The 11702-nt window shown below is 39.0% G+C and carries 13 protein-coding genes (1 of these 13 cut by a window edge); 3 read left to right on the top strand and 10 right to left on the bottom strand.

Annotated features, from left to right (window positions below; genetic code table 11):
* Together LEP1GSC190_RS08465 and LEP1GSC190_RS08460 are read right to left on the bottom strand one after the other, a co-directional pair.
* Positions 1–641, bottom strand: the 5' portion of a protein-coding gene (locus LEP1GSC190_RS08465; RefSeq protein ID WP_002761699.1) for an LIC11612 family fibronectin-binding protein. Its footprint begins 352 nt before the window's first position; 641 of the gene's 993 nt are visible here — the first part of the coding sequence; the start codon lies at positions 639–641; its stop codon lies beyond the left edge, outside the window.
* Between the two features lie 6 nt (positions 642–647).
* On the bottom strand, positions 648–1295 hold the full coding sequence (locus LEP1GSC190_RS08460; protein WP_002761802.1) for a hypothetical protein: 648 nt from the start codon (positions 1293–1295) through the stop codon (positions 648–650).
* 93 nt (positions 1296–1388) lie between these two features.
* Between LEP1GSC190_RS08460 and LEP1GSC190_RS08455 the strand changes: the two genes are divergently transcribed.
* Positions 1389–2303: a 4-hydroxybenzoate octaprenyltransferase gene (locus LEP1GSC190_RS08455; protein WP_004280662.1), complete on the top strand. Its 915-nt coding sequence runs from the start codon at positions 1389–1391 to the stop codon at positions 2301–2303.
* On the top strand, positions 2300–2935 hold the full coding sequence (locus LEP1GSC190_RS08450; protein WP_002761762.1) for a UbiX family flavin prenyltransferase: 636 nt from the start codon (positions 2300–2302) through the stop codon (positions 2933–2935). The genes LEP1GSC190_RS08455 and LEP1GSC190_RS08450 overlap by 4 nt, the downstream gene beginning before the upstream one ends.
* Here LEP1GSC190_RS08450 and LEP1GSC190_RS08445 read toward each other — a convergent pair.
* The 4 genes from LEP1GSC190_RS08445 to LEP1GSC190_RS08430 are packed head-to-tail and all read right to left on the bottom strand — an operon-like array spanning position 2932 to position 5846.
* Entirely contained in the window at positions 2932–3621 is a 690-nt protein-coding gene (locus tag LEP1GSC190_RS08445) for a hypothetical protein (protein ID WP_002728430.1), read from the bottom strand. The two genes, LEP1GSC190_RS08450 and LEP1GSC190_RS08445, sit on opposite strands and share 4 nt — an antisense overlap.
* A gap of 44 nt (positions 3622–3665) precedes the next feature.
* On the bottom strand, positions 3666–4709 hold the full coding sequence (locus tag LEP1GSC190_RS08440) for an Mrp/NBP35 family ATP-binding protein (RefSeq protein WP_004280724.1): 1044 nt from the start codon (positions 4707–4709) through the stop codon (positions 3666–3668).
* Between the two features lies 1 nt (position 4710).
* Positions 4711–5589, bottom strand: a complete 879-nt coding sequence (locus tag LEP1GSC190_RS08435; protein ID WP_002761783.1) for a metallophosphoesterase family protein — start codon at positions 5587–5589, stop codon at positions 4711–4713.
* The gene (locus LEP1GSC190_RS08430) at positions 5586–5846 is read right to left on the bottom strand and encodes a lipoyl domain-containing protein (protein ID WP_004280790.1); all 261 of its coding nucleotides are present in this window, start codon (positions 5844–5846) and stop codon (positions 5586–5588) included. Before LEP1GSC190_RS08430 ends, LEP1GSC190_RS08435 begins: the two co-directional genes overlap by 4 nt.
* A 67-nt stretch (positions 5847–5913) precedes the next feature.
* Here LEP1GSC190_RS08430 and LEP1GSC190_RS08425 point away from each other — a divergent pair, with 67 nt between their 5' ends.
* Positions 5914–6744, top strand: coding sequence for a regulator of G-protein signaling domain-containing protein (locus tag LEP1GSC190_RS08425; protein WP_002761760.1), 831 nt, complete (start codon positions 5914–5916; stop codon positions 6742–6744).
* A gap of 330 nt (positions 6745–7074) precedes the next feature.
* Here LEP1GSC190_RS08425 and LEP1GSC190_RS08420 read toward each other — a convergent pair whose 3' ends face one another.
* The 4 genes from LEP1GSC190_RS08420 to xerC all read right to left on the bottom strand — a co-directional run bounded on the left by LEP1GSC190_RS08420 (position 7075) and on the right by xerC (position 11695).
* The gene (locus LEP1GSC190_RS08420) at positions 7075–8445 is read right to left on the bottom strand and encodes a PQQ-dependent sugar dehydrogenase (protein ID WP_002761746.1); all 1371 of its coding nucleotides are present in this window, start codon (positions 8443–8445) and stop codon (positions 7075–7077) included.
* 333 nt (positions 8446–8778) lie between these two features.
* Positions 8779–10218, bottom strand: a complete 1440-nt coding sequence (gene hslU, locus LEP1GSC190_RS08410) for an ATP-dependent protease ATPase subunit HslU (protein ID WP_036047943.1) — start codon at positions 10216–10218, stop codon at positions 8779–8781.
* Between the two features lie 12 nt (positions 10219–10230).
* A complete protein-coding gene (gene hslV / locus LEP1GSC190_RS08405; protein ID WP_002761708.1) occupies positions 10231–10773 on the bottom strand; it encodes an ATP-dependent protease subunit HslV in 543 nt (180 codons plus the stop codon).
* Positions 10760–11695 carry a tyrosine recombinase XerC gene (xerC, locus tag LEP1GSC190_RS08400; protein ID WP_002761723.1) on the bottom strand — a complete coding sequence of 312 codons (936 nt, stop codon included), beginning with the start codon at positions 11693–11695 and terminating at the stop codon, positions 10760–10762. The genes hslV and xerC overlap by 14 nt, the downstream gene beginning before the upstream one ends.
* Positions 11696–11702 lie beyond the last annotated feature (7 nt).

Genomic DNA, 11702 nt, shown 5'->3' with positions numbered 1-11702 from the left:
TTTTCGATTTTGCTATTTTTTGCAGATTGTGTTGGCGTAGCGATCGTTTTCGTTTGAGTAGAAACGATTTCAGATGTCGATTTTGAAATCGAGGATTCTACTTTTTTCTCAGAATTATGAATCTTAGAATTTAATTCTGTTTTTTTCTTAAAATCTTTTTTGACGGAGTTCGTTTGTTTTTTCTTGTTTTTTACAGGTTTTCCGATTTTGGATTTTTGATTCGTATTTTTTTCAGTTTTTACAATTTCCTTTTTTTCTACCGGAAAACTAATCCAAGGCACAACTTCGTCTCTGGATGTAGGTAGATTTTCTATTACGTCTTTCGGAAAGATATATAGATCGTATCTATTTTCTCCAGCAAGTTTTAACTGCTCTACAGGGGGTTTAGAGGAAAATGAACCGTAACCGACTAAATACGCGGTCCCATTTTCCTGGACCCGTTTATTTTTAAGCCTTTTAAAAAATAAAGAAGTGGATCTATAATATCGAGGTTTATCTTCTTTGGTGGAAGGTTTACAAACGAGTACAATGCTGATAGGACGATCTTTGAGTCCACCTGCTTCCGAAAACACATTCGAAAAATAGAACACACTAAACGTCAGAACGACGACAAGAATATTTCTGAAAATCGTTCGAAACATTTTAAATCAATTGAGTCCTACTGACTTTAATAGAGTTTTTTCGAATTTCAGATAATTTTTTTCCTCCTTTTCTTGAAAGAGAGCGTAACGTATTCTGTATTCAGGATCTTCTATTATCAATGCTGCTTGCATTTCCGCGAGATGAAATTCTTCCTCTTTAAGAACCGCTTTTAAACTTACAGGAATTTGATTCTCTTTCAAAATCTGATCGTATTCTTTGTAGAGAAAATCCGCTCTTTCCTCGATGAGATGTGTTACGTAAAGGTAGGAAAGGAAAGACTGCTTTTCGCCTTGAATTCCAGAAATGTTCAGATTTTTCAAAACCATTCCGTCCAGTCTCTGAAAATATAAAAATGCCGAAAAACCGCAGTGCAAATTTCCGGTTTGATAATCCGGGCAAGAACCGGGAGAAATTCGTTCGCTCATCCGTTTGAAAAAATGTGCGTGTCTTGCCTCCTCTGACGCGTGTCTAAGTACCATCTCTCCCGTTCCTATCCCGCTCTGTGTAGCAAGAATTTTCCTGGAGCCGATATGTTCCAAAAAGGAGATCGTATTCAACCATCTAGAATGCTGCTTTGGTTCTTGGATGATTTTTTGGAGAAAAGAGCGAATCGGTTCTGTGGATACGGAACTTTTTGTCGAGGCTACGATCATAAACGTATCCTTTTTAAGATGGCAGAAAAAATCATCGCTTTTTAAACTTTCTCTTGGATTTTATGTAGGAAAAGAACCTAAATTCTATCCCTCATGAATACATCTCTAACCTCCCTGAAGCAATATGGAAGTCTCATCAAGTTTTCTCATACTCTATTCGCTCTTCCTTTTGCAGGAATCGCGTTTATTCTTGCATTCTTAAAGACGCACGGAAAATCCATTTGGGATTGGACGATCCTTTCGATTCTTATTTTGCTTTCGATGGTCTTTGCAAGATCTGCGGCGATGGGTTTTAATCGAATCGTGGATACGAACATCGACGCACAAAATGAGCGCACCAAAAAACGAGAAATTCCGACAGGAAAAATTTCAAAACGTTCTGCGATATTGTTCGTCGTTTTATCTTCTTTAGGATTTTTTATTGCGAGCTGGTTTATCAATCCTATGACCTGGCGACTTTCTTTTCCGACTCTTATAATTCTTTTGGGATATTCTTTCTCAAAAAGATTTACTTGGCTTTGCCATTTCATTTTAGGCTTTTCGATTGGTCTGGCGCCTCTTGCAACTTGGGTCGCGATACGAGAAGAAATCGTCTTAGAACCGATTCTGTGGACAATTGGGCTTGCTTTCAACCTTGCAGGGTTTGATATTCTTTACGCTCTTCAAGATCAGGATTTCGATCGAAAGGAAGGTCTTTATTCGATTCCCGCAAGGTTCGGAAGAAAAAATTCTCTTTCAATCGCAATCGTAAGCCACGTTTTTTGCATCTGTTTTTTATTTGCGGCGGGAATCGTTTCGAATCTCGGACCGATCTTTTTAATTTTTTTGACGGCTACGGGATATCTCCTGTTTCAAGAACATAAAATCGCGAGAGCTTCGGGAGAAAATCTTCTTCCTACAAAATTCTATCAGTTTCATTCTTACATATCCTTAGTTCTTTTCACGGGATTATTGTTGGACCGGATTTTTTATCTTGCGATTCTTGACGGCAAAACGTATTTAAAATGAGAATTGTTTTAGGAATGGCCGGGGCAAGCGGTTCCATCTATGCCGAAAGATTTATCAAAGCGCTTTTTACGATCGAAGGAACTACGTTCTTCATCTGCAGTCCGGCTTCTCTTAGAGTATTCCGAGAAGAAATGGAATGTAAGGTTTCCTCGCCGAAGGAACTCTTAGATTTTATAATTTCGAAATATAAGATTCAGAATACTTCTCATGTCTTTGAAATCCGCAATTTTGCTGATATAGGAGCGGATATTGGTTCGGGCTCCAATTCTTGGAAAGGGATGGTGATTCTTCCTTGTTCCATGAAGACGATCGCTTCTATTAACGCAGGTATGACAGAGAATCTTATCGAAAGAGCGGCCGACGTTACTTTGAAAGAAAGAAGAACTCTTTTACTCGTTCCCAGGGAAACGCCTTACAATCGGATTCACTTGAAAAATATGCTAGAACTTCATGACGCAGGCGGAATCATTCTTCCTGCTTCTCCCGGATTTTATCAGATACCTAAAACATTGGAGGATTTGGGCGATTTCATCAGCGAAAGAATTTTTAGGCTTTTAGGCATGGAGCTGGACCTATATCCCCGATGGACTCCTCGTAATAACAACCTTGAGTTGGGAAACAATTTTTATTAAGCGAAGTATTCTATGTCGTGGATCTTTTTCTTGAGAGTAGATGCATCTTCGTAATTCTCTTTTGAGATCGCGTTGAACTTCTGAAGGTAAAGTCCGATTAATTCCTCCCCGGTTTGCCCGGGTAAAGAAAGAGCTTTTTTGAAGTTGTCCAAGTCGAATTCTGGATGTTTGGTAGAGAAATTTTCCACGAGTTGATCCATTTTGATCAAGGATGCCTCTCTTGCAATTCCCGTAGATCTCCTGATTTTCAGAGAAAGATTTGCAAGTGCGTCCAGATATTCCCTGACACCACTTTCTTCTTCCGGAAAATCGACCAACCCTCCACCTACTTCACGATTTTTACAAATCTCAACATATTTAATCACGACACTGTTGAACTGATCCATCCTTTCCTGAATATAATCATTGGAAGCTTCTTTGGAAGTAGGCATCTCAAAGTCTCGGATCTTAATCACATCATATTTCTCTATATTTTCTGAGATGACTTTCTTTAATTCTTCATAACTTTCCAACGACACGGGCGGGAATGTCACGACGGGAAAATTTTCTCCGATTTTTAGAAAGCTCACTACTACGTTAGACGCTATTATCTTTCCGCCGGGACTGAGAGGGTTTTCGCCAAATACGTTGCAATATACGATTAAATTACCCGTAGGTTTTTTTTCGGATCCTTTTTCGAACTTCAAGGTTCACCTCCCATATCTATGTACAACAGACTCCAAAGCTCTTATTATTCCCACTTTTTTATTTCCTCATTTAAGTTATCAAATATAGTTTTGTAAGCTTGATATACAGGACCTTCTTTATCCTTAAGTACAATAGGGTTGCCGTCTTCTCCGGCATTCATAATGTCCATTGTAAGAGGAATGCCACCAAGAAAACTTGCTTTGGATGATTCGGCTAATTTCTGCCCTCCACCTTTACTAAATATGGCAGAAGCATGTCCACACTCGGGACAGATGAACTCACTCATATTTTCAACAACCCCAAGTATCGGAACTTTCACTTGAGAGAACATTGCAGAAGCTCGAGTTGCATCCAAAAGTGCAACCGTTTGAGGTGTGGTTACAATTACGGCACCATCTAAATCAATCAGCTGAGCGAGTGAAAGTTGAACGTCTCCCGTCCCTGGCGGAAGATCAATAAAAAGATAATCAAGTTCATCCCATACAATGTCATAGAGAAATTGTTCCACAGCTTTTCCAAGCATCGGTCCTCTCCAAACGACTGGTTGTTTTTCATCAATCAAAAAGGAAAACGAAATGAGTTTGATTCCGTCTTTTATCAGAGGATAAATTTTATCTTCTTCGGCTTTCAACGCGACTCTTCCGTTGACTCCAAACATTTTTCCGATGGAAGGTCCGTAAATATCCGCATCTAAAATTCCAACTTTGTATCCAAGCGAGACCGCAACTGCAGCAAGGTTCACCGTAACAGTTGATTTACCGACTCCGCCTTTTCCAGAACCAATTGCGATCACATTCGTAACACCCGGAATCTTATTGGAATCATCAAGAACAAGTTTAGGATCCACTTCGAACTTAATCTTCACTTTTCCGATTCCTTCCAGTTTGGTAAGAATCTGGCGGATCTGTGCTTCCAGACCGATCTGAACCCTTCTATCTTGGTTTGGGGTTTTGAGGAGAATATTAGTTTCTCCCTCTTGGATATCGAGAGAGCTGATCATACCGAGAGAGACGATATCCTTTTTGAGTTCTGGATGTTTGATTTTAGTCAATTCTCTTTGAATTTTAGCCGTTTCAATCGTTGCCATTTTATTCCTTTTCTGAGTAGGAAACCAAGGGGGCTTCCGTAAACTTAGACTTTTCTAAATTGTAAGTATATCTTTGAATTTCTACATTATGCTTTTGAATTTCCAGCAGATGAAATCCGCTCTCATGTGTTGTATCGGGAAGACGTGTACTGGAAGCGGAATTCACCACATAATAAGGTAATTCATTCCCTGGAAATTTTACCCAGTTCGTGTGGACGTGACCGTGTAGATAAACAAGCGGAGGTTGTTCCTTTAATAAGGAGGCGATCTCTTCCCTATTTAGCAATTTATGATGTACGGTTTCTTGTCTATTTGCCGGATTCCAAATCGGATGATGACATACGAGAACGTAATTTCGAATTTTTCTTTCGGAAAGAGTTTTCTTCGTTTGTATGACTACTTCCGGCCGGATTTTTCCATAAGCGTTTAGAATCGAAAGAGGAATACTAGAATCCCAACCTACAAAGTGAAGGTCTTTGATCTTTTTGATTCGGATATAGTGCGCATTATGGGAAATTGATTCTCCGGAAAGTTTGGAGAAATACTTTTCGTACAAAGCGTTTTCTCCCATGGACTGTCTCACGTAACGATCGTGATTTCCCGGAATATAAAAAACCTTCTCTTGAGGAAGTTCGCTTAACGTTTTTAAGGCTACTTTGAATTCCTCTTCGTGAGATACGTTGGTAATGTCTCCTGATATAACGATCGCATCAGGTTTCGTTTCAAGAATGAAGTTTAAAATCGAGTCCCAAATATTTTTAGGATATTTTTTCCTTCTTCTAAGATTATAATTTAAGTATCCCACAAACATCTTTCCCTTGAGTTGAAAGAATGGAACTGAAGTCGGAAAGTGTAAATCTGAAAGATGAAGGATTTTCATTCGGATTCGAAAAGTTCTAAGATTCCCAACACTTCGGCTTTGTGGACAATCGATCCTTTCTCTTTTATGATTTGTGTTAGCCTGCCTTTCACGGGAGACTCCATAGGAAAACATGCCTTATCGGTAACGAGCTCTAAAATTTCCTGACCTGGCTCCACTAAATCTCCTAACTTCACATTCCAATGGACGAGTTCGATCTTATCTGTATCTCCAAGGTCGGGTGTGACCAATTCAAAAATGTTAGATTTTAATTCCATGATTTAAAACAAACTTGCGTAAAAGGCTTAATGCATCAATGATACCTAAAAAACTCGGTGGGAATATATGGCAAACCAGAAAACAGCGCTCAAAGGCAGCGAGATTCTGAAAAATATCGAAACTCTTAAAAAGAAAAAATTCTTTCACCTTGAACTCAAAGGGTTAACAAAACCCACTCGTGACATCTTATCTGAACTCGTGAACGGAATCTTAGCCGAAATTGGAGCAAACCCTTTAGCCGGTTTTCATCTTTTCAGTGGACTTATGGAAGCATTACTCAATGCGATCAAAGCTAATATTCGTCATATAATTTTCCGAGACGAACTTCTTAAAAAATTAGAACAGGGAGAATCCAATCCCCAAGACGCGGAAGAACTTCTGAAAATCATTATGGAGACATCCCTGCTTCGAGACGCTATGCATCGTTACATCGTTCCTGAGAAAGTAAAGAAGCAGGTGCAGAACGTCCTTCTTTTGGAAGACAAAATTCGTACCAAAAAGAAGACTTTGACGGAAAGCGAGAAAGCTTTTTTAACCGATGTCCGGGAAAAAATCAAAAAATACAATATGAACATCTCGTTAAAGATTCGTGTTACTTCCGAAGAATTGAGTTTTCGAATTCGTAACGATTCTCCCATTCATCATTTGGACTTTCAAAGAATTCAAGAGTCCAGACTCAAACACAAAGAACTCTTTGATAGCGGAAATTCTGCGGATTTCTTTCGTCCCGAATTTTTAAACGAGAAAGAAAGTGCAGGCTTCGGAATTGCAATGATTGATGAAGGTTTTTATTCTATCGGCCTCAATCCACTCGATTTACTCACAATCACTTCTGGCGCAAGGACAACGACCGTTTATATGAAATATCCAATCACCGGTCTGAAAATGGATTTTTAATCGAATCTTTTTGTAAGGGCAATTTTCAATCCAGAGTTTGTCTCAAAACTTTAAGATGTGGGAACTCCTACAGAAATTTAATAACGAAAAAGAGTATTCGAAAACCTGCAATTTACTTCAGTGGGATGTAACCTGTGGGAGCTGCGTTTTGTTACAAACTTACCAAACGATTGTAGATGATTTCTTTTAAGATTTTGGGACAGACTTTAAATTCGATTCTATAACATTCGGGTGATTTTTTCTAAGTATATAATTACCGATTGTAAATCCTTAAAGCCTGTCCAACTACTTCTACATATAGTATATTTCGCTTAACAAAAATCGGTATTTTTACTTTGGATCAATTCGGTAAATTTTTCCACTCCCAAAATCACTTAGATATACTTTTCCGGCTGAATCTCTTCCAAAGGAAGAAATAAGTAGCGGCCATTTTCCAAGCGCATAAACTTTTTTTGCAGGTTGACCCAATTGCTCTGGAAGTTCCAATGCCCAAATTCTACCTGAAACAAAGTCTGCAAAAACGTATTTTCCGTTCAAATCCGAAATCTCCGAATTCGAATATACATAACCGCCTGTGATTGATTGTCCTTCTTCGCGACCATACTCGTAAATCGGATCGGTTAGCCCCTCTTCTCTACAATTTTGCTTCGGATCGAAGCAATGACTCGCTTCTCTAATGTTCCACCCGTAATTTTTCCCACGTTCTACTATATTGATCTCTTCCCAAAGATCTTGTCCCACATCCGCAAGGATCAATCTTCCTTTGGGATCAAAGCTGTATCTCCAAGGGTTTCGAAAACCGTATGCGAATGTCTCCGGAGCACAGCAGGAATCTTTTATAAAAGGATTATCCTGAGGAACCTTATAACCCTTTCCATTTTCCGTTGAGTTTACATCTATACGAAGCATACTTCCTAAAAACGTTTTAGGATTCTGTCCATTTTTCTTTGGATCGCCCATCCAACCTCCGTCCCCCCAACCTACGTAAAGATACTGATCCGGACCAAACTCAAGTTGCCCCGCGTTGTGATTCGGGTAAGGCTGAATCACTTCCATGATAATTCGTTCGGAAGTAATTTTAGAATTGGCTAAATCTTTTGGAGAAGACGCGACCCATTCGCTAACGCGACTCGTATCTTTTCCGTTCACTTTCAAAACGTAATTGAGATAGAATTTTCCATTTTTTGCAAAATCGGGGTGAAACGCAAGACCAAGCAAACCTTGTTCCGATACCGAAAGAACATTCAAAGTCAATAATGTTCCTGTTTCATTTTTACGAACTTTACCCCAACGAAGTTTCCCCTTTTGTTCGGTAACCAAAAAAAATTCCGTTTCTCCCGGCGGAAACTGTATATCCGTAGGCTGCCTGAAACCGGCAGATACTTCTTTGAGAGAAATAGAAATTTTTTCCTTGGTCTCGTCTTTTCCAGAATAAATGGGCTGAAGAAGATTCGTATTCCCCTCCGCCTTATACTTGTCAGACGCTCCTAAGATTTCCACGAGAATATTTTGAATTCGTTCGCAACCGTTCGTTAAAACCAAAGCACTTGAAATAAGAACATAAATGGAAATTTTTCGAATCCATCGGAAAACGTCCTTAGACCTCAAAAAGCTTAAAATCGATTTTGAGAACGGATTCTGAATGATATTTGATTTTATTGTAATGGAACAGGACGGGTCGAATTCGATTGTAAAAAACATAGCGTCACAGAATTCTATTTCTTGAAGACGAGTCAAATCAAATTGGAAAACTTTTTATCCTTGAACGGCAAAGAAATCAAAATATAAAAAAGGTTTGATAAAAATTCAAATTCCCAATTTAAAAAAATAGAAAAAACAAAGCGGCTTTTCGAAATACGTTTGTATTGTTTCCGCTCAATCAACTTTTTAAGTCGAATTTTAAGAATAGAGAAATTTGAATCTTTTAGAAATCGAATCGTTCCAAACAAAATCCAATTGAATTTTTGAAAATCTTTAAAAAAGCGAATTGGATAAACTTGAATCTCTAAAGTTCAAAACTGTTAGATATTCTTTTTAGAGGATATACTGACTGAGATCCTTATTTTGAATTACACCTTGCAAACGATCCATAACATATTTTCCGTCGATTTTTACTTTCTTCTGATTTTCCGGAAGATCGGGGCCTTCAAAACTTACTTCCTCAAGAAGACGTTCTAAAATCGTGTTGAGTCTTCTGGCTCCGATATTCTCGTGCTTCTCGTTCATGTCATATGCGATTCTTGCAATTTCCTGAATTCCGTCCGAAGAAAACTCTAATTGGATTCCGTCTGTAAAAAGCAAAGCCTCGTACTGTCTCGTGAGAGAAGAGCGAGGAGCCGTCAGAATCTTTTCAAAATCTTCCCTAGAAAGTTTTTCGAGTTCGACACGAATCGGAAATCTTCCCTGCAACTCTGGAATTAGATCGGAAGGTTTCGTCATATGAAACGCACCTGCAGCTATAAAAAGAATATGATCGGTTTTTACGGGACCGATTTTTGTGTTCACTGTCGCTCCTTCCACGATCGGAAGAAGATCTCTTTGAACCCCTTCTCTGGAAACATCTGCTCCGTTTTTTCCTTCTCTTCCTGCTATCTTATCGATCTCATCCAAAAATATGATTCCCATTTCTTCTACTCTTCGTAGAGCTTCTCTTTGTACCTTATCCGGATCCAAAAGTTTATCCGCTTCGAATTCTTCTAATGCCTTAAGGGCTTCTGGAATTTTGAGTTTACGTTTTTTATTTTTTTTGGGAAGCAAATCGCCCAAAACATTCTGAAGTTGATTATCTAAATCGTCCAAATTTCCCGCTCCAAAAACCTGAAGCATGGGAATCTGAGACACGGTCGGGTTCGGAAGATCCAATTCTACTTCCTGATCGTCTAATTTTCCCGTTTTTAATTTTTTTTTCATGAATTCTCTGGTTTCGAGAAAACGAGTTTTTCTTTCTTCCTCGCCCGTATAAGGAGAAGAAGTCGTAAAGTCGGCGGCTTGTCCGGAATTATATTTATTCTCAACTGGAAAGGGAAGAAGAATATCAAGTAAAGCCTCTTCCGCCTTTTGTTTTGCGGTTTCTTCTACCTTGGTCCTAAATTCCTGTTTTACAAGATTCATCGATATAACTGCGAGATCCCGAATCATGGATTCAACGTCTCTTCCGACATAGCCGACTTCGGTGTATTTTGTGGCTTCTACTTTTAAAAATGGAGCTCCGCAAAGTTTAGAGAGTCTTCTAGCAATTTCCGTTTTACCGACTCCGGTAGGTCCGATCATGATGATATTCTTCGGATAAATTTCTTCTCTCATTTCAAGATCCAGTTTTTTGCGTCTGGTTCTGTTTCTAAGGGCGATCGCAACTGCCTTTTTTGCATTTTTCTGGCCGATGATATGTTCGTCCAATTTTGTGACGATTTGTCGAGGAGTCAGTTCTTCTTCGATCGGCAACATAAGTTCCTGGTCTTTGGAGTAATCTGTCATATATTTTTATCTTTAAAGAATTTCTTCTATGGTAATATGATCATTTGTATAAATACAAATGTTCGCTGCGATCTTCATGGATGACTCTACGATTTCTCTCGCAGACAAATTTGTATGATCGTAAAGAGCCTTAGCCGCGGCTAAGGCATAGTTGCCTCCGGAACCGATCGCAATCACTCCTTCGTCAGGTGAAATTACATCTCCGGTTCCCGAAATCAAAAAAGATTCTTCCTTATCCGCGACGATTAAAAGTGCCTCAAGTTTTCGAAGCATTCGGTCTGTTCTCCATTCCCTTGCAAGTTCCACGGCACTTCTGGAAAGACTTCCTCCAAATTCTTGAACCTTCTTTTCAAAAAGTTCAAAGAGAGTGAACGCATCCGCAGCCGAACCTGCAAAACCGGAAAGAATTTTCCCGTCGTAGAGCCTTCTGATTTTTTTTGCGGTATTTTTCATGACAGTGTTTCCCATAGAAACCTGACCGTCGCCACCGATGGCGACTTTTCCGCTTTTACGTACACAGAGAATAGTTGTGGAACGAATTTTATTTTTTGGCATGAGGATGAGCCTTTCTATAAACTTCTTTGATTTTTTCCTTACTTACACTCAAATAGATCTGAGTTGTGGAGAGAGAAGAATGTCCGAGTAATTCCTGTACCGCTCTGATATCTGCCCCCGCATCAAGGAGATCGGTTGCAAAGGTATGCCTGAATTTATGGGGCGTGATCTTTTTTTCCCAACCCATTTTTTTTCTTCTCTCATTCAAAATATAACGCACGCCTCGAGTCGTCAGTTTCTTTCCTTTTTGATTCAGAAAAATTTCTTTCGCATCCGGAAAAGAAATGTTTCTATATTCCAAATATTGCTGCAAAGAATCGACGGCTTCCTTACCGAAATACACAAATCTTTCCTTTTGCCCCTTTCCGAGAACTTTAAGAATTGTTAGATCCTTGGAAAGGGAACCTAATTTTGCATTTACAAGCTCGAATACCCGAAGACCGGAAGAATATAAAACTTCGATCATAGCTCTGTCTCTAATCTCCAAAACCTCGGAAGTTTTTTCCGCTTCGAACTCTAGGATCTCTTCGGTTTCATTGATTCTGAAATTTTTAGGAACTTCTTTCCTGACTTTCGGGAAACTGATCTGCGTGGCCGGATTGGATTCGATCTGATCGTCTCGGAGGAGAACTTTATAAAAGGTTCTAAGAGAAGATAACTTCCTACTTTGAGATCTGCGGTCGAGATCCTGTTCTTTTGCAAGATAAGCGAAGTAAGACCGGATATCTACCGGCTCAATTTGAAGTATATCGAGTTGTTCTTTTTCACAAAATTCGAAGAAGAATTTCAAATCGATACTATAAGCATTGATAGTATTCTGCGAATAGTTTTTTTCAATTTTTAAGTAGTTTATGAATTTTTCCGCAGTTTCATTGAGAAACGAGGAAGGAAATTTAGGAAATTGGAAAGGATAATCGCCCAACTGAATT

It is taken from the genome of Leptospira mayottensis 200901116 (assembly GCF_000306675.2).
GTDB classification, from domain to species: domain Bacteria; phylum Spirochaetota; class Leptospiria; order Leptospirales; family Leptospiraceae; genus Leptospira; species Leptospira mayottensis.
Note: the sequence above shows the minus strand (reverse complement) of the source record. Positions and strands in the feature narration are given on the sequence as shown.